General features: G+C 67.8%; 22 protein-coding genes and 1 tRNA gene. 12 read left to right on the top strand and 11 right to left on the bottom strand.

From position 1 onward, the window contains the following. Window positions 1-103: 103 nt before the first annotated feature. The 3 genes from PV646_RS06930 to PV646_RS06920 all read right to left on the bottom strand — a co-directional run bounded on the left by PV646_RS06930 (window position 104) and on the right by PV646_RS06920 (window position 2844). Window positions 104-1006, bottom strand: a complete 903-nt coding sequence (locus tag PV646_RS06930) for an SdiA-regulated/phytase-like domain-containing protein (protein WP_500340650.1) — start codon at window positions 1004-1006, stop codon at window positions 104-106. Between the two features lie 109 nt (window positions 1007-1115). Then, on the bottom strand, window positions 1116-1682 hold the full coding sequence (locus tag PV646_RS06925) for an HhH-GPD-type base excision DNA repair protein (RefSeq protein WP_500340649.1): 567 nt from the start codon (window positions 1680-1682) through the stop codon (window positions 1116-1118). A gap of 46 nt (window positions 1683-1728) precedes the next feature. Continuing rightward, complete coding sequence (locus PV646_RS06920; RefSeq protein WP_500340648.1) at window positions 1729-2844, bottom strand: J domain-containing protein; 1116 nt, start codon at window positions 2842-2844, stop codon at window positions 1729-1731. A gap of 106 nt (window positions 2845-2950) precedes the next feature. Here PV646_RS06920 and PV646_RS06915 point away from each other — a divergent pair. From PV646_RS06915 to PV646_RS06900, 4 genes are all read left to right on the top strand, one after another. Continuing rightward, a tRNA-Trp gene (locus PV646_RS06915) sits at window positions 2951-3025 on the top strand. A 140-nt stretch (window positions 3026-3165) separates the two neighbouring features. Continuing rightward, window positions 3166-4401, top strand: coding sequence for a glycoside hydrolase family 18 protein (locus PV646_RS06910; RefSeq protein ID WP_500340647.1), 1236 nt, complete (start codon window positions 3166-3168; stop codon window positions 4399-4401). Between the two features lie 31 nt (window positions 4402-4432). Beyond that, window positions 4433-4804: an MmcQ/YjbR family DNA-binding protein gene (locus tag PV646_RS06905; protein ID WP_500340646.1), complete on the top strand. Its 372-nt coding sequence runs from the start codon at window positions 4433-4435 to the stop codon at window positions 4802-4804. A 20-nt stretch (window positions 4805-4824) separates the two neighbouring features. After that, window positions 4825-5085 (top strand): metallothionein, encoded by a 261-nt coding sequence (locus PV646_RS06900; protein ID WP_030478439.1) that lies wholly within the window; start codon window positions 4825-4827, stop codon window positions 5083-5085. On the opposite strand, the gene PV646_RS06895 is transcribed toward PV646_RS06900, so the two are convergent. Beyond that, window positions 5082-5696 carry a TetR/AcrR family transcriptional regulator gene (locus tag PV646_RS06895; protein WP_500340645.1) on the bottom strand — a complete coding sequence of 205 codons (615 nt, stop codon included), beginning with the start codon at window positions 5694-5696 and terminating at the stop codon, window positions 5082-5084. The genes PV646_RS06900 and PV646_RS06895 overlap by 4 nt on opposite strands. A 60-nt stretch (window positions 5697-5756) precedes the next feature. On the opposite strand from PV646_RS06895, the gene PV646_RS06890 reads away from it, so the two are divergent. Beyond that, window positions 5757-6092: a nitroreductase/quinone reductase family protein gene (locus PV646_RS06890; protein ID WP_500340644.1), complete on the top strand. Its 336-nt coding sequence runs from the start codon at window positions 5757-5759 to the stop codon at window positions 6090-6092. A gap of 5 nt (window positions 6093-6097) precedes the next feature. Here the strand turns inward: PV646_RS06890 and PV646_RS06885 are convergent, their stop codons facing one another. From PV646_RS06885 to PV646_RS06875, 3 genes are read right to left on the bottom strand one after another with little or no spacing between them, the layout of a single operon-like run. Beyond that, window positions 6098-6673 carry an ABC transporter permease gene (locus PV646_RS06885; RefSeq protein ID WP_500340643.1) on the bottom strand — a complete coding sequence of 192 codons (576 nt, stop codon included), beginning with the start codon at window positions 6671-6673 and terminating at the stop codon, window positions 6098-6100. Further along, window positions 6670-7146, bottom strand: a complete 477-nt coding sequence (locus PV646_RS06880; RefSeq protein ID WP_500340642.1) for a TetR/AcrR family transcriptional regulator — start codon at window positions 7144-7146, stop codon at window positions 6670-6672. The genes PV646_RS06885 and PV646_RS06880 overlap by 4 nt, the downstream gene beginning before the upstream one ends. Beyond that, complete coding sequence (locus tag PV646_RS06875; RefSeq protein ID WP_500340641.1) at window positions 7143-8192, bottom strand: medium chain dehydrogenase/reductase family protein; 1050 nt, start codon at window positions 8190-8192, stop codon at window positions 7143-7145. The genes PV646_RS06880 and PV646_RS06875 overlap by 4 nt, the downstream gene beginning before the upstream one ends. A gap of 111 nt (window positions 8193-8303) precedes the next feature. Between PV646_RS06875 and PV646_RS06870 the strand changes: the two genes are divergently transcribed. Next, entirely contained in the window at window positions 8304-8930 is a 627-nt protein-coding gene (locus tag PV646_RS06870) for a TetR/AcrR family transcriptional regulator (protein ID WP_500340640.1), read from the top strand. On the opposite strand, the gene PV646_RS06865 is transcribed toward PV646_RS06870, so the two are convergent. From PV646_RS06865 to PV646_RS06850, 4 genes are all read right to left on the bottom strand, one after another. Beyond that, window positions 8931-9875 (bottom strand): ribose-phosphate diphosphokinase, encoded by a 945-nt coding sequence (locus PV646_RS06865; RefSeq protein ID WP_500340639.1) that lies wholly within the window; start codon window positions 9873-9875, stop codon window positions 8931-8933. Between the two features lie 10 nt (window positions 9876-9885). Beyond that, window positions 9886-10368: a hypothetical protein gene (locus PV646_RS06860; RefSeq protein ID WP_500340638.1), complete on the bottom strand. Its 483-nt coding sequence runs from the start codon at window positions 10366-10368 to the stop codon at window positions 9886-9888. Next, window positions 10365-11873: a PHP domain-containing protein gene (locus tag PV646_RS06855; RefSeq protein WP_500340637.1), complete on the bottom strand. Its 1509-nt coding sequence runs from the start codon at window positions 11871-11873 to the stop codon at window positions 10365-10367. The genes PV646_RS06860 and PV646_RS06855 overlap by 4 nt, the downstream gene beginning before the upstream one ends. Before the next feature lie 78 nt (window positions 11874-11951). After that, a complete protein-coding gene (locus PV646_RS06850; protein ID WP_500340636.1) occupies window positions 11952-12758 on the bottom strand; it encodes a metal-dependent hydrolase in 807 nt (268 codons plus the stop codon). 116 nt (window positions 12759-12874) lie between these two features. On the opposite strand from PV646_RS06850, the gene PV646_RS06845 reads away from it, so the two are divergent. The 6 genes from PV646_RS06845 (at window position 12875) to PV646_RS06820 (ending at window position 17090) form a co-directional block, all read left to right on the top strand. Beyond that, complete coding sequence (locus PV646_RS06845) at window positions 12875-13717, top strand: SDR family NAD(P)-dependent oxidoreductase (RefSeq protein WP_500340635.1); 843 nt, start codon at window positions 12875-12877, stop codon at window positions 13715-13717. Window positions 13718-13796: 79 nt separating this feature from the next. Further along, complete coding sequence (locus tag PV646_RS06840) at window positions 13797-15020, top strand: NADP-dependent isocitrate dehydrogenase (protein ID WP_191298294.1); 1224 nt, start codon at window positions 13797-13799, stop codon at window positions 15018-15020. 180 nt (window positions 15021-15200) lie between these two features. Then, window positions 15201-15503 carry an SH3 domain-containing protein gene (locus PV646_RS06835; RefSeq protein ID WP_500340634.1) on the top strand — a complete coding sequence of 101 codons (303 nt, stop codon included), beginning with the start codon at window positions 15201-15203 and terminating at the stop codon, window positions 15501-15503. 10 nt (window positions 15504-15513) lie between these two features. Then, on the top strand, window positions 15514-15732 hold the full coding sequence (locus tag PV646_RS06830; protein ID WP_500340633.1) for a hypothetical protein: 219 nt from the start codon (window positions 15514-15516) through the stop codon (window positions 15730-15732). A gap of 11 nt (window positions 15733-15743) precedes the next feature. Next, on the top strand, window positions 15744-16547 hold the full coding sequence (locus tag PV646_RS06825; protein ID WP_500340632.1) for an exodeoxyribonuclease III: 804 nt from the start codon (window positions 15744-15746) through the stop codon (window positions 16545-16547). A 9-nt stretch (window positions 16548-16556) separates the two neighbouring features. Next, a complete protein-coding gene (locus PV646_RS06820) occupies window positions 16557-17090 on the top strand; it encodes a hypothetical protein (RefSeq protein ID WP_500340631.1) in 534 nt (177 codons plus the stop codon). Window positions 17091-17127: the final 37 nt, after the last annotated feature.

Below are 17127 nucleotides of genomic sequence, written 5' to 3'. Positions count from 1 at the left end.
GCCGCGCACGCCCTCCCTTGCGTCCGCGGCTTCAGCCTGGAGAAAGCAACAGCCCCAGGACAATGTGGCTTGAGTCACATTGTCCTGGGGCGGGATGTCTGCCTCACGGGCAGTTCAGCGTGCCGCTCCTCAGCGCGTGGCTGCTCGTGTTGTCGTCGTCCGCCCAGAGAGCCAGCTTCTTGCCGTTGACGCAGCTCGGCGAGATCGCAAACCCTTCGAGGTTCACGTTCGGCAACGACGACGGCCGGTTGTACGTGGCCGTGGCCTTGAACTTCCCACTGCTGATGGTCAGCGCCGTCGTGCGCCCGCTGCAGTGGTTGTCGCAGATGCTCCACAGCTTGGCGCCGTCGAACTCCAGGTCCATCACCTGGCTCTGCCCGCTCGCGAACTTGCTGAGCAGCTTCGCGTTCGTGCCCTGCAAGGCGTACACGTACACCTCACCGGTGGCCTCGAGCCCGACGAAGAACAGCCCGGTGCCGTGCCCCGGGTGGTCCGCGGGGTTGTAGGTCTTGCCGCTGTCGTCCTTGAAGCCGTTCTGCGTGAGGTACGAGTCAGGCACCCAGGAGATCGCCTCGGGCCCGTCGTTGGGATCGACCTCGGGCATGCCGCCGAGCTCCCACTCGGCGACCGCGTTGCTGCCGGTGCCGTACTTGAGGATCTTCGGCGCACTCACGTCACCGTCGTCGTTGTCCCGCTCGACCGCGACGAAGAGCCCGTCCGGCGTGCTCACGACACCTTCGGCATCGGGATCACCCGACCCGTCCGCGAACTTGAGCGACCGCTTCTGGTCGACCTTCCACGTGCTCCCGCTGGGCACGAGCCGGTACAGCGTCGAGGGCCCGTTCTTGACCGCCCACACGACGTTCGGGCTCTCGAACGACAACCCGCTGAGGTTCTTGCCGAAGACGTTCGTCCCGTCCGCGTACTTCGTGGCCGAGTCACCCGGCCACGACGAGGCAGCCTCCGCGGGCGAACCCGCCAGACCCAGCACGAGGACGGTGAACACGCCGATCACCTTGATGCGCAACGCAAACGCCCCTTCTCTCACGAGGCAAGGTCGCACCTCGTGCAGGCTGGCGGCGGACGTCCAGTGCACCAGACGATGAACAGTCGTGCTACTTCTTGGCGGCGGCCTTCGCGGCCTTCTTGAAGTCGCGAACCTCCAGCAACGACACCTGATCGCGCACGTCAGCGACGCTACGTCGGCTTCCTTCGTCCCCGTAGTGCCCAGCGGCCGCGCGCCACCCCTCGGGCTGGACGCCGAACTGTTTGCCCAGAAGTGCAAGGAAGATCTTGGCCTTCTGGTCCCCGAATCCGGGCAGCGCCTTGAGCCGCCTGAACACCGCGGCCCCGTCCCCGTCGGCCCAGATCCGCGTGACGTCACCGTCGTAGTTCTCGACGACGAACCGGGCCATCGCCTGCACGCGCTTGGCCATGCTGCCGGGGAACCGGTGCACGGCGGGAGGCGTGGCCATGACGGTGGCGAAGGCCTCGGGGTCGGCGTCGGCGATGCGGTGGACGTCGAGGCCGCCCATGCGGTCGGCCAGGACCTTGGGGCCGGAGAAGGCCTTTTCCATCGGGATCTGTTGATCCAGCAACATCCCTGTGAGCAGGGCGAACATGTCCGACGCGAGGAGTGCGTCCGCGTCGGGGTTCTGCGCGAGGCACACCGTGCGGGTCATGGCGAGAAGGATGTCACGCCCCGCCCGAGATCACCGGAGGAGGTGCTCAGGCCCCGGCCACGCGGACTTCCGAGACGACCTGGCGCACGAGAACGCGCAACGCCTCGCGGTCGACGGTGGACGGGTCGTCGGCGAGCCAGTCACCGATCTCGCTGACGAACTGCTCGGGGGTCATCGGCGGTACCTCGAAGTCGAGGTCGTCGTCGCACGTGACCTCGCCGGCGCGGCTCGGGTAGACGAGCAGGGCGCCGCGGATCTCGAGCCACGGCAGGAGCTCGGCGAAGCGCTCGACGCTCTCGATCAGCTGGGAGCCGCCGCCGCGGAACGGGTGGCCGTTGCGCCAGAGTTCGCCGTCCTCGTCGCAGTAGTAGTGGCCGGGCAGCCACGACTTCGACTCGATGAGGACCAGGCGACGGCCGCAGAGCAGGGCGTGGTCGATGTCGGTGAAGACCGAGCCCGGCCAGGCGAGGCCGTGGAAGATGCGCACGCCCGGTAGTTGGGTCATGTACTCCGTGAGCAATCCGGCGGTCAGCCGTTCGCGTCTGTTTTCACCCGGACGGCCGAAAATGGTGTTCCCGTCGTACTCGCCCGCGAACGCCCGTTCGGCCCTCGCGACCGTCAGGTAGCGGCGCACCAGTCGGAACGCCCCGTAACCGGCGGCCGCCACGAGCGGTAGCCAGACGGCGAGCAGCAGCGGTGAGAGGGTCATCGTCAACGGGATGAGGAGGACGAACCACCCGCCGATCGCGGCTGCCGCGGGGGCGTGGCCGAGGCCCGTCGCGGGGACGTAGCGGACGCGCGCGCCGAGGTCGATGCGGTGCCACCAGTCCATCGAGCCGAGGTCGACACGGGGGCGCGGCGCCATGTAGTTCGGGTCGTCGCCGAAGTCGCGCAGCCTGCCCGTGTGGCCTGTTCTACGAGGTCGTTGCCGTGTCGGCGGCCGCACGAACGTCGGCGCCACCGGGGCGGGGCGGTCGTAGTCACGGCGCCGGACCGGGTCCTTCAGCGTCTCGTAGGCCTCCTGGAGCAGGCGGAAGCCGCCAGACGTCCCACCCGCGTCGGGGTGCATGACCTTGGCGAGAGAGCGGTAGGCCGACTTGATCTCCGAGGCGCTGGCGCCCCGGTCGACACCGAGCAACTCGTAGTAGTCGATCCCTGGCACGACACCGTCCAGTTCGGGGTTGGTCCGTGAACCTTATTGGGTCCAACACTTTCGCAGGGCATACGGCCCGGAGTTCGCCGACTAGTGTGAGTGGTGCGGTGGCGATGGGGCCTGTAGCGCAGTGGTTGACGCGCCCTCCTCCAGGGGAGGGAGAACGCCGGTTCGAATCCGGCCGGTCCCGCTCAGCACACTCCCGCGCTCCCGCCTTCCCTCTTGCTCGTACGGCCGTGCCGCGCGGCCGGTTCAGCTGTTGACGGCAGTGGTCTAGTCCACCAAGCTGGGAGACCTGCCGCCGCGCCTGTCACCCTTCGAGGAGACCGCATGTTCAGGCGCAGAACCATCGCGGCCGTGACTGCCTTGCTGATGGCGGCAACGCTCACGGCATCTCCGGCCCAAGCCGCACCACAGCAGGGCGTCGGCGCCCAGGCCATCACGAACCGGGTCGTCGGCTACTTCGTCCAGTGGGGCGTCTACCAGCGCAACTACCACGTGAAGAACATCCGCACGTCCGGTGCGGCCGGCAAGCTCACGCACATCAACTACGCGTTCGGCAACGTCTCCGGTGGCCGTTGCGTGCTCGGTGACACCTACGCCGACTACGACAGGTACTACGACGCCGCGTCCTCTGTGGACGGTACGTCGGACACCTGGGACGCGGGTGCGTTGCGCGGCAACTTCAACCAGCTGCGCAAGCTCAAGAAGCTGAACCCGAACCTCAGGATCCTGTTCTCCTTCGGCGGCTGGACCTGGTCCGGCGGCTTCCCGGCGGCCGCGGCGAGTCCCGCGGCGGCTGCGGCGTTCGCGGACTCCTGCTACCGGCTCGTCGAGGACCCGCGCTGGGCGGACGTGTTCGACGGCATCGACATCGACTGGGAGTACCCCAACGCGTGCGGGCTCACCTGTGACAACAGCGGGTTCGACAAGTTCAAGGTGCTGATGGGCGCCGTGCGCGCCCGCTTCGGCGGCAACAACCTCGTCACCGCCGCCATCACCGCGGACGGGTCGAACGGCGGCAAGATCGACAAGGCGGATTACGCCGGCGCCGCGCAGTACGTGAACTGGTACAACCCGATGACGTACGACTTCTTCGGCGCGTTCGCCCCGCAGGGCCCGACCGCGCCGCACTCGCCGCTCACGTCGTACCCCGGCATCCCGACCGCCGGGTTCAACACCGACGCGGCGATCCAGAAGCTCAAGAGCAAGGGCATCCCGGCGAACAAGATGTTGCTGGGCCTCGGTTTCTACGGCCGCGGCTGGACCGGCGTCACGCAGACCGCGCCCGGCGGCACGGCGACCGGCGCCGCACCCGGCACGTACGAGGCGGGCATCGAGGACTACAAGGTGCTCAAGACCCGTTGTCCCGCCAACGGAACAGTCGCCGGCACCGCGTACGCCAAGTGCGGCAGCCAGTGGTGGAGCTACGACACCCCGGCCACGATCCGCAGCAAGATCTCGTGGGCGTCCGGCCAGAACATGGGCGGTGTCTTCTTCTGGGAGCTCTCCGGTGACACGACCAACGGCGAGCTGATCAGCGCGGTCCGTTCCGGCATCGGCTGATAAACCGGCCCGCAAGGCGCAGGATGTTCGGGTGGACGCACTCGAACACCTGCGCCGCCTCTGTCTTGCGCTGCCAGAGGTGACGGAACGCCTGAGTCACGGCGAACCGACCTGGTTCGTGCGTGGCAAGAAGACCTTCGTGACACTCGCCGACCACCATCACGACGACCGGTCGGCGTTCTGGTGCGCGGCGGGCCCCGACGTGCAGCAGACGCTCGTCGCCCAGGCCCCCGAGCAGTACTTCCGCCCGCCCTACGTCGGCCACCGCGGCTGGCTCGGCGTGTACCTGGACGTGCCCCTCGACTGGGGTGTCGTCGCCGACCTCGTCGAGGACGCCTATCGGGTGATTGCGCCGAAGACGCTGGTCGCGCAACTCGACGCTTCGAGTTGCCGACCCGACTGACCTGCCGCAGTCTTCCGCGCATGGCGACCTGTGACGTCTGTGGCAACGAGTACTGGATGGCCTTCGAGGTGCGCACCGTCGGCGGTGGTGTGCACACGTTCGACAGCTTCGAGTGCGCGATCCAACGGCTCGCGCCGCGCTGCGAGCACTGCGACTGCCGCGTGATCGGGCACGGCGTGGAGGTGGAGGGCAAGTTCTTCTGCTGCGCCCACTGCGCGCGCATGGGGTCGGCCGACCTGGGCGCGATGATCCGCGACACCGTCGGCGCGCATCCCGGTTAACCGAGCACGAGGTCGAGGCTGAGCGGCACGGGCGGCGGCAGCACGTCCGTGCCCGCCCGGAACGACTCCAGCAGGTACGCGACCAGGCGCTGGGACCCGGCCGTCGCGACCTCCACGGGCAGGCTGGACAGCCCGCCGTTGGCGATGAGCACCAGCGTCAGGTCGTGCGGCGAGAAGTCGGCCCGGAGCCGTCCGCTGTCCTTCGCCCGCCGCACCAGCGCGCCGAAGTCCTGCCAGGTCCGGTCGCGCACCTCGGTGTGCAGGTCGGGGAACGACGCCGTGAACGCGGCGGTGAAACCCCGGTCGCACGCCTGCAGTTGGCACACCTTCTCGATCACCGTGCAGAAGCCGCGCCACGGGTCGGGGTCCTTCAGCGCGTCGTCGATGACGGCCTGGCACACGGCGAACTGCTCGGTGAAGGCCTCGGCGACCAGCGATTCCTTGGTCGGGAAGCGCCGGTACAACGTCGCGACGCCCACGCCTGCCCGCCGCGCGATCGCGGCCATGGGCACCTCCAGACCGCGTTCGGCGAACAACTCCCGTGCGACGGTCAGCACCCGTGCGCGGTTCTCTCGCGCGTCGGCTCGCATCTGAGACGGTTCAGCAGTCACTTCTTCTCACTTCGCGCCAAGTGGACGGGGGTCTCCACTTAGCAGGCTACGTTCGTGAGCATGAACTTCAACAGGCCGATCGTGAACCGGGTCAACAAGCTGATCGTCGGGCTGCGTGACGCGCCGCTCGTCGGGAAGCTCGTGCGCAAGGGGATCACCGTCGTGTCCTACACGGGCCGCAAGTCGGGTCGCACCTTCACCACACCCGTTGGCTACCAACGCAAAGGTGACACCGTGAACATCCAGGTGATGATGCCGGACTCCAAGACGTGGTGGCGCAACTTCAACGGTGAGGGCGGCCCTCTCACCCTTGAGCTCGATGGCGCCGAACGGACCGGACACGCGACATCGCACCGTGACGACAAGGGTCGTGTCACGGTGCGAGTGCAGCTGTAGAAGCCTTACGCGGCAAGGCGTCGACGCTCCAGGAACGCCGCCACGAGGTAGGCGCCGCCGCCCAGCACGGCCAGCACGCCGAAGAACCCGGCTCCCGGCACGAACAGCGTCGCGGCGGCGACCAGCATCAGCCAGGTGCCCAGGTTGTAGTGCAGGGCGTTGCCGCGGATCGCGCCCTCGGCGATGTAGATCAGGCCGACGACGATGGTCGAGCCGGCGGGCCACAGCACGGTCTGCAGCTCCGGCTTGTCGAACACCGTGCTCAGGCCCGTGACCGCCAACGCCAGGGCGGTGAACCCGGTGATCCAGGCCGTGCCGACCAGCTTCTCGGCTCGTCGCCGGGCCTCCGAGGCGGTTTTCTGGGCTCGCAGCGACGCGCTCATAGCGAAGACCGTGCCGGCGATGAGCCCGAAGGCGAGCAGCGCGATCGGCAGCCACGCCGGCATGACCACCGCTCCGGACCTGGACAGCAGCGCGGCACCGTGGCCGAACACGTAGGCGAACGCGAAGCCCAGGTAGGCGGCGCGGTTGTCGACCTCGGTGGACGCGATGGCGGTGGCGCGGACAGCGGTGGCGTTCATGACGGGGACTCCTGGAAGACGAGTGAGTTGATCAGGCGCGGTGCGATGACGCTGAACTGGGGCGAGCGGCGGATCGAGGCGCGCTGGTCGGCGAGGCCGTGCAGGCCCAGCCAGAACGTCAGCGCGCGGTCCGGGTCCGGGAGGACCCGCGTGAACAGCCGCAACGCCTGCGAGGAGAGGTCGGCCGCACCGAACATCACGCGGTAGCGGCGGGGGTGCAGGACGGCGAAGTCGAGGTACGCGAGGCCCGCGGAGCAGGCGTCGGGTGCGCCGAGAACGGCGGCTTCGAGTTCGCCGAACGCCTCGTGGCAGACAGCCAGCAAGATGGCCGTGGAATCGGGGAACTGCTGGTAGATCGAAGAAGTCGGGACGTCCGCCGCGCGGGACACCGCCCGCAGCGTCACGGCGTGGTCCGAGTCGACCAGGGCCGTCGCCGCCGCCACGATCGCCTGGCGGCAGCCCGGCCTGCTCACGGCTCCGGGACGATGACGACCTTGCCCAGCACCGTGCGCGACTCGGCCAGTGCCAGTGCGGCGCCCGCGTCCGACAACGGGATGCGCGCGGCGATTTGCGGCTTGAGTGCACCGGCCTTGACCAGCTGCAACACCTGCGTGAGGTCCTCGGCCAGGCGAGCGCGGAACGCGGCCTTGCGGAAGCGCTTGCCGGCCCAGAAGTTGTAGAAGCCCGCGCGCTTGCCGTTGGGCAGCAGGTTCCACAGCGCGAGCTGGCCGAAGTTCTTGAGCACCGGCAGCATCCCGTTGCCCTGCTCGTCCTTCGTCGCGGCCGAACCGTAGTTGACCAGCGCGCCGCCGCGGCGGACCAGCTTCCAGGACTCGTGCACGCCGGGGCCGCCGACGTGGTCGAACACGGCGTCCACACCCTCGGGCGCCAGTTCGCGGATGCGGTCGTACATGTTCGGGTCGCGGTAGTCGACGGGGATGGCGCCGAGCTCGCGCACCGCGTCGTGGTGACGCTCCGACGCCGTGCCGATGACCTTGATGCCGGCGTGGCGGGCGAGCTGCACCAACGTCGACCCGACGCCACCGTTCGCGCCGAGCACGACGATCGTGTCGCCGCGCTTGACCTTCGCGGTCCGGTACATCATCTGCCACGCCGTGACGCCGTTGACCAGCACGGTCTCGGCGGCGGCGGAGTCCACGCCGTCCGGCACGGGCACCAGGTCGCCCGCCTCGACGATCAGGTGGCTGGCCCATCCGCCGATCTTGGTGACCGCGGCGAACCGGCGTCCCCGCAGGTCGCGGTCGACGCCGGGACCTGCCGCGACGACCGTGCCGACGACGTCGTAACCGGGCACGAAGGGGAACGCGGGCTGGTCGTAGTACTTGCCCAGGCGCATCTGCTGCTCGGCGAACGAGACCCCGGTCGCCTCCATCCGCAGGACGACCTGGCCCTCGGCCGGTGCGGGCAGGTCGCGGACCTGGACGTGCAGGCCGGCGGGCTCGACGACACCCGGCAGGACGATCTCGGTGGCGCGGGTGGTGGCGGTGGTGGCGTTCATCTGGGGGCTCCTCGGTGTCTCTCGGTTGTGCTTACGGACATAAGCTAACGCCCGTAAGTCTACGAGCGCAAGGCCTAACACCCATAAACTTTCAGGTGTATGGTTACGGCCGTGACGAACACGGAACCGCGCAGGCGCAACCGCAGGGGCGAGGGCGGGAAACTGCGAGACGAGATCATCGCGGCGGCCGTCGCGCTGCTGGACGAAGGCGGCGACGAACGCGCGGTCACCCTGCGCTCGGTCGCGCGCAAGGCGGGCATCGCGGCACCGTCGATCTACCCGCACTTCGCCGACCAGCCGTCGATCATGCTGGCCGTGGTGCAGCAGGAGATGGACACGCTCACCGCAGCCCTGCGCGAGGCTGACGGAACCGCGGGTTCAGACGCGCGAGCAAGGCTCTTCGCGGTGTGCAACGCCTACCTGGACTTCGCCAAGGCGCACCCGCAGCGCTACCGGATCATGTTCGGCGGTCTGTGGACACCGTCGACCGAGGACACCTCGATCACCGACGCCGACCTCGAGTCGCTGGGCGTGGAGGCGTTCACGCTGCTCGTCGAGGTGCTCGGCGCGTGCATCGAGGAGGGGATCGCGCACACCAGCGACGACCTCTTCGGCGACGCGGTGGCGTTGTGGCTGGGGCTGCACGGCCTCGCGCACCAGCGGGCCGTGGTGCGCAAGATGCCCGGACCTGCCGACGTGGGGGACCGGCTGATCAGGGCGCTCGCGCACCTCAAGTGACTACGGGGCCTCGAAGAGGGTCGACACCGACTCGCCGACGTTGATCCGCCGCATCGCCTCGGCCATCGCCGGCGCGATCGACAGCACCTTCAGCTTCGGCACCACCTTGTCGTCCGGGATCGGCACGGTGTTCGTGGCGACGATCTCCAGCACGTCGTCGAACGCCTGCAACCGGTCCAGCGCCCCGGCCGAGAACAGCCCGTGCGTGCAGGCGACCCGGATCGACCCCGCCCCGCGCTCGCGCAGCTTGTCCAGCAGTTCGATCACCGTCGAGCCCTTGGCGATCTCGTCGTCCAGCACGATCACGTCCCGCCCGGCCACGTCGCCGATGACAGTCGAGATCTGCACCTTGTCGTCGGCGAACCGCTGCTTCGCGCCGGCCGCGACCGGCAGCCCGAGGATCCGCGCGAAGTGCGCGGCCTCCTTGGCGTTGCCCAGGTCCGGGGACACCACGACCGTGTTCGACAGGTCGTGCTGGGAGAAGTGCGCGGCCAGTTCGCGCAGGGCGTGCAGGTGGTCGACGGGCACCGAGAAGAACCCGTGCACCTGCGGAGAGTGCAACGTCATCGCCAGCACCCGGGACGCGCCCGCGGCCACCATCAGGTCGGCGACCAGACGGCCGCCGATCGAGATCCGGGGAGCGTCCTTCTTGTCCGAACGCGCGTACGCGTAGTGCGGCAGGACGACGGTCGTGCGCGCGGCGGAGGCGCCACGGGCAGCGTCGAGCATCAGCAGGAGTTCGACGAGGTGTTCCTGGACGGGCGGTACCAGCGGCTGGATCAGGAACACGTCCCGCTCACGGCAGTTCGCCTGCAACTGCACTTCCAGGCAGTCGTTGGCGAACCGCGTCAGCCGGCTGGGGGAGAGATCGACACCGAGGTGACCACAGATCTCGGCGGCGAGTGAGGGATGGGCAGAACCACTGAAGACAGCGATGTCACGCACACCCGCGAACCTAGTCGATGACCAGCACCAACTTGCCGTCGCGGAAGAACGGCGTGAGGTTTCCGCGCGTGTCGACCGTGTGGGTGCCGCGCGGGAAAACGGCCTCTATGGCCGTGAACGCGAGGATGTCCGACACGCCGTGACGGCCGCGCAACGATCGTTGGCCTTGGTACCGCAGAGCGCGCCCCTCGCGGCGGTACTGGTGGGCCTCAGCAGCAGTGGAGGCGCCTACTCGAAGCGCCTCCGGGCCTACCAGGCGTCCTGAGGACGCGCCGCGTACAGAGACGCCGAAACCCTGCGCGACCAGTGAGTTCACCACTGCGTCGGACGGGGGAACGGGCAGGAGGAAGGACATCGCGAAGTGGCTGTCGACCTCGTGCACCACGACCGTTCGGGCCGTGGTCAGCACGGTGTCGTGCAGCTCCAACGCGATCTTCTCCGCTTCCCAGCGGTTTTCATAGCCGGCGTCGATGCCGACGAAGGTGCTGGTCACCTGACCTCCACGAAGATCGGGTTGGTGTAGCACCACAGGTCCTCCCACGGGTTCGCGGCTCCCGGTGCGTCCGCCTGCGGTTCGAAAGCGCCGCGGTTGCCGTCGGTTCCGCGCAGCCGGAGGTAGAAAGGCTCCCGGACGTTGCGGAACGTGTGCGTGAAGACCGCATAGTGCCAGCGCGGCTCGTAGGATCGCTCGACCTTCACATGTGGCGTGGCCAACGTTTCAGATGATGATCGTCCGGTAACCGCGCCCTTGATGAGGTCCAAACGGCGCAATCGTGGCACGAATCCCGCGCTGTTGGGGCGAGTTGCCAGACGTACCTTGACCAGCACCGTCACGTCCGAGCCCCGGCGGACGCGCAGCCGCCCGCCCATCGTCCGCGTTCCGCCGGATGCGTAAACGTCGAATCGCAGGTCCTCGACCAGGCCTCCGTGCGTCACCCACGCCCGACCTGCGCGAAGGCCCTCCATCACTGCTCCGCGCGTGCGCCGGGTGGCGCCGACGACGGTTCGTGAGAATTCACAGGGGAAGAAGTCGACGTAGGGCGGCGACACCTGCGGCACGGTGCCCTCGACCGGGTCGAGGTGCTTGCCCGTGAGGTCGAACCGATCTCCCGGCTCCGGCACGCGGACGATCGTGTCGCGCGAGTTGAAGTGCGAGTCCGAGTTCGACGTGATCCACCAGCCGAGGCCCTCGGCGAGCAGCGAGTCCCAGACTCCGCCGACCTTCGCCGTCATCCAGTCGAAGCCGCCGTAGGTCCTGTACGCCTCGGGCGGATAGGGCGCGTACGAGTTCGGACCAGGGCTGTTCGCGTAGCCGCCGCGATGGCCGCCCGGACCGCGCAACGGGTCGCCGTCGCCCTGCGCTCCCGGCGCGCCCTCCATGCCGACAACGATGTCGGGGGCCAGGTCACGCATGGTCCGGAGCTCGTGGGGCGCCACCCGGCCGTTGCGCATCGGGTGGTTCACGAACACCAGCGCGGACTTCATGGTGCCGTTGCGGATCTTGGTCTGCAGGAACCGGATCGCGTCCAGCGCCTTGCGCTCGTTCGCCGGGTTCGAGGCCTCGGCGCCGTTCAGCCGCCAGTCGAACTGCCGCTCGAAGTCGCGCAGCACGCCGGCCTCGTCGTGGCAGTCCTCGAAGAACAACGTCGCGTGCTCGGCGCCGGGGACGTTCCACTCCATCCCGTGCCACAGCAGCAGTTGCGGGAACTTCCGGGCGGCTCGACGGAGATCGGCCGCCGTCGCCTCGACGGAGTGGGCCTCGTGCGACGCGTGGCCGTGGTCGGTGACCACGAGCCAGTCCGTGCCGTGCCGCAACGCTCCGCGGATCTGCTGCTCAACGGTGTACATGCCGTCGTACGAGTACTGCGTGTGCGTGTGGTGGTCACCGGAAAGCCACTGGTAGCGCGGGGAAGCCGCCGCGGTCCCGGTCCCCAGTGCACCCGCCACGCCGAGCACGCCGGCTCCCTGCAGGAAGCGCCTGCGAGCTACTTCGGACACGGCTGGACCTCCACGCGACGGGTCGGGGTGCGTGGAGGCTAGGCCGATCGGGTGTGGCGCAGGTGGACGCCGCGTGAACTACACGGGAAGCAGATCCACCCAGTCCAGGAACGGCAGCGCACCGGTGCCCTGCAACGCCGCGAGCCCCAGCCAGATCGACAGGATCGTCACGACCGGCCCGACGATGGCCATCTCCACCACGCCACCGGTCTTCATCCGCATGATCTTCGGCGGCGCGACCGGGTACCAGGTCTTGCCGAAGATCGGGATCGGCCACAGGATCGGGCAGCCCTGCTCGGTGATCGCGTCACCGATGTAGTGCGCGAAGCACCCGATGCCGACCGCGATCCCGCACGCCGCCGCGGAGGCGTCCGTCTGCGAGGTCCACGCGATCATCGCCCAGGTGATGCCCGCCGACACCACGGTGATCAGCAACGCGTCCTGCTTGGGGCACCAGTCGTTCATGATGCCGCGCACCGCGAGACCGGCGAACACGAACATGAGCACCGGCAGGGCCCACTTCTGGCTGTTCTGGATGACCGCGGCGGTGAAGACGGCGGAGAAGATCGCGAAGACGAGCGTGTGCGTGAGACCGCGATGTCCGCCGTCCCGCTTGGAATCTCTCTTCAGTCGCGTGGTCCGGTAGACGAAGCTGCTCAACGCGTTGATGCCCGCGGACAGCCCGCTGCTCAGTGCTCCGAACGTGCGCGAGATGGTCGAACCGGGGTGGTCGAGGTCGGGCAGAAGTGCCGCTCCAGTAGCGAGAACCGCGCCAACGGCCCAGCTCTGCGGCGAGAGCTGGCCGATCGGGTGACTTGACGCGAGTGCGGTGACAGCGCTCCAGGCGAGCAGTCCACTCATCGCATGTGTTGGCCCAGTTGACACTTACGCCCCTTCTGGTGATCACCCGTCAGTGGGAAACAGTAGTCGTTCGGTATCAAGCGCTGAGACGAGAACTCCATATGTCCGGACAACTGATTCCTGACGGATGGAGTACGGACATGGCGCAGGTGTGGCTCATCACCGGCAGTTCGCGCGGCATCGGACGCGCTACCGCCGAAGCGGTTCTCGCCGCCGGGCACCGGCTCGTCGCGACCGCCCGCGACCCGCGCGATCTCGACGACCTCGTCTCTCAACACGGCGACCGGGTCAGATCTGTTGCACTTGACGTCCGTGACGCCGGTCAAGCCCGTGTGGCCGTGGCGACCGCCGTCCGCGAGTTCGGCCGGCTCGACGTCGTCGTGAACAACGCGGGCGCGGGTCGCGTGACGTCGATCGAGGAGTGCGCGGAGGAGGACTTCCGCGAGCAGCTGGAGGTCAACCTCTGGGGCGCCGTCAACGTCACCCGTGCCGCGTTGCCGGTGCTGCGCGAGCAGCGGTCCGGGCACTTCCTGCACGCCGGGTCGACCGCCGGGCACACGGCGCTGGGAGGCGGGCTCGGCCCGTACGTGATGTCGAAGTTCGCACTGCGCGGGTTCAACGAGTCGCTCGCCGCCGAGTGCGCGCCGTTCGGCGTCCGGTCCACGTTGATCGAGCTCGGCGGCATGCAGACGGACTGGACCGGCAGCTCTCTGGTGGTGACCGAGCACGGACCGGACTACGTTCCGTCTGTCGGGGTACTACTGGGCATGGTGCGCGGAGCCGACGGCAACATGCCCGGTGATCCGGCCAAGGCGGCGAAGGTCATGCTCGACGTGGTAGCCATGGACGAGCCGCCGCTGTGTCTGCTGCTGGGCAGCGACGCGGTGGATATGGTGCGCCTGGTAGACCAGGCACGGAATGCGGAAATCGACAAGTGGGAGCACGTGAGCCGGTCGACCGACCGCAACCCTGAACCGGTGTAACCAGGGTCGCAGGCGCGGACGGACGGTTTACCAGTACGCTTGTCCTGCTTGCATCGTCGCGAGAGGAGCGCCCAGGATTATGGGCAAGATCAAGGTTCAGGGCACCGTCGTCGAGCTTGACGGCGACGAGATGACCCGGATCATCTGGCAGTTCATCAAGGACAAGCTGATCCACCCGTACCTGGACGTCACTCTGGAGTACTACGACCTGGGCATCGAGCACCGGGACGCCACCGACGACCAGGTCACCGTCGACGCCGCCAACGCCATCAAGAAGCACGGCGTCGGCGTCAAGTGCGCCACGATCACGCCGGACGAGGCGCGCGTCGAGGAGTTCGGCCTCAAGAAGATGTGGGTCTCGCCGAACGGCACGATCCGCAACATCCTCGGTGGTGTCGTCTTCCGCGAGCCGATCATCATCTCGAACGTCCCGCGCCTGGTCCCGGGCTGGACGAAGCCGATCATCATCGGCCGTCACGCGCACGGTGACCAGTACAAGGCCACCAACTTCAAGGTGCCCGGCGCCGGCAAGCTCACGATCACGTTCCAGCCGGAGGACGGCTCGGACCCGATCGAGCACACCGTCACCGAGTTCCCGGCGGAGGGCGGTGTGGCGATGGGCATGTACAACTACAACAAGTCCATCGAGGACTTCGCCCGCGCCTCGTTCTCCTACGGCCTGCAGCGGGGCTACCCCGTCTACATGTCGACGAAGAACACGATCCTCAAGGCCTACGACGGTGCCTTCAAGGACATCTTCCAGGCCGTGTTCGACGCCGAGTTCAAGGCGGAGTTCGACGCCAAGGGCCTGACCTACGAGCACCGCCTCATCGACGACATGGTCGCAGCGGCCATGAAGTGGGAGGGCGGCTACGTCTGGGCGTGCAAGAACTACGACGGTGACGTCCAGTCCGACACGGTCGCGCAGGGCTTCGGCTCGCTCGGCCTCATGACGTCGGTCCTGATGACGCCGGACGGCAAGACGGTCGAGGCCGAGGCCGCGCACGGCACCGTGACGCGTCACTTCCGCCAGCACCAGGCCGGCAAGCCGACCTCCACGAACCCCATCGCGTCGATCTACGCGTGGACCCGTGGCCTCATGCACCGCGGCAAGCTGGACAACACCCCCGAGGTGATCCGCTTCGCCGAGGCGCTCGAGGAGGTCGTGATCGAGACCGTCGAGTCCGGTCAGATGACCAAGGACCTGGCCCTGCTGATCAGCAAGGACCAGGCGTGGCTGACGACCGAGGACTTCCTCGCCGCGCTCGACGAGAACCTCAAGAAGAAGATGGCGTCCTTCTGATCGCCTGACTGCTTCTGAGAAGGCCACCCCGGTCACACCGGGGTGGCCTTTTTCGTGGTGTGTCACCCGGTCGGTTCCTCTTGCGGGTGGTAACCGCGCCGAGCCGTCCACGCAGGCCGTTCAGCCGCTATATCTGCTGTTCCAGGGCTTGTGGTGTGCGGAGGGTTCGAGATGTTCGGTGTGCCGGTTCGGGGAATGATCGTCATCGGTGTGCTCGGGGTCGCCGGCGTGATGTACGCCGTCAACGGCGGCAAGCCGATGGGCAGTGACAAGGCGGCGGAGATCTGCAAGATCACGGTGACGGCGGACATCCTCAACGTCCGCTCCGGCCCGGGCGACATGCAGCCGATCGTCTCGACGATGCCGCGCGACGCGGTGTCCGACGCCCAGGGCCGCGTGGAGAACGGCTACCGGATGCTGAGCGACCGCCGCTGGGTCAGCCAGTCGTTCGTCGCGCTGACCAGCGACTCGACCTGCAAGTAAACTCGCGGGCATGTTGCGGAACGTGTTCCGGTGGGGCAGGGGCAAGAGCGTCGCGCAGTGCTCCTGCGACCCCGAGTGGCAGGGCCTCTACACCGAGGTCTACGGCGAACGCCAGCTCGCCCTGCCCCGCGACGAGATGGCGACCCTCGTCGGTTACCTCGACCTGACGGCGCGCTGCGCGGGCTGCAACGCCGAGTACCCGAAGCCCTGGGGCCTGGCCTCCCAGTAGGCTCCTCCGTCGTGCTCACGGTCTCCACGGTCAACGTCAACGGTCTGCGCGCTGCCGCGAAGAAGGGCTACCTGTCGTGGCTCGCCGCTTCTTCAGCCGATGTGGTGTGCCTGCAGGAAGTCCGCGCGGAACCCTCCGAGCTCGCGCCTGAGGTCCACTCGCCCGCCGGTTGGCACGGCGTGTACGCGCCCTCTTCGTTGAAGGGCCGCGCGGGCGTGGGCATCCTCTCGCGCGTGGAACCCACCTCGGTCCGTGTGGGCTTCGGCACCGCGGAGTTCGAGGCGAGCGGCCGCTACGTGGAGATCGAGCTGCCCGGCGTCGTCGTCGCGTCGCTCTACCTGCCGTCCGGCGACGTCGGCACCGAGAAGCAGGAGGAGAAAGACCGCTTCATGGCGGCCTTCCTGCCGTACCTGGTGTCGCTGCGGGAGAAGGCGGCTGTGTCGGGCCGGGAGGTGGTCGTCTGCGGTGACTGGAACATCGCGCACCAGCAGGCGGACCTGAAGAACTGGAAGACGAACCAGAAGGAGTCCGGGTTCCTGCCTTATGAGCGGGAGTGGATGACGTCTGTGTTCGCGTCTGGGTACAACGACGTGATGCGGTCTTTGCACCCTGATGTTGTTGGGCCGTATTCGTGGTGGTCGTACCGCGGGAAGGCGTTCGACAACGATTCCGGGTGGAGGATCGATTACGTGGTCACCAGCGACGGTATCGCCGGCTCGGCTACGAGCGCGGTTGTCGAGCGCGCGGCCACTTATCAGGAACGATGGTCTGATCACGCGCCTGTGACGGTCACGTTCGATTGGCCCAAGCCCTAGCCTGCCGACATGGTCTCTGTGTGGGTGGCTGTGCTGGGCATCGTCGGCACGCTGGCGGCCGCGGTGCTGACTCAGATCCTGACCAACCGGCGTGAGTTCCAGCGCGACCAGCTCAGGTGGGCGCAGGAGCGCCAGGAGCGTGAGTTCGACGTCCGCAAAGTTGCGGTAGCGGATGCCTTGACAGCGATCAACAAGTGGTACTACGCGCTTCATGATCTTTCGCTCTATGTGGCATTTCCTCACGTGCGCATACCCGAAGTCGCCCGCATTCCTGAACTCACGGACCAGGCTGAGCACAGCTACACGGCTGTCGACCTCTTCTGCTCCGACACTGCGGGCAGCATGACGCGAGAAGTTCTTGCGGCGCTCTCGGCCTGGAGTGAACGACTCCGGGAACTGGGCAAGGAAACTGAGATGAACCGTGCCGTTGATCGTGAGTGGCGCACCGACGCACACGTCGGCGGTCAGCTGACCAAGGACAAGCTGGAACGCCTACGAGACATCTACCGTGCTGAGCTGTATCAGGGCCTCAAGCAGGTGTAGGCGATCAACCCGGTCACCGTCGTCTACTCCGACTGAC

The organism is Streptomyces sp. ID05-26A (genome assembly GCF_033794685.1).
GTDB lineage: Bacteria > Actinomycetota > Actinomycetes > Mycobacteriales > Pseudonocardiaceae > Lentzea.
Note: the sequence above shows the minus strand (reverse complement) of the source record. Positions and strands in the feature narration are given on the sequence as shown.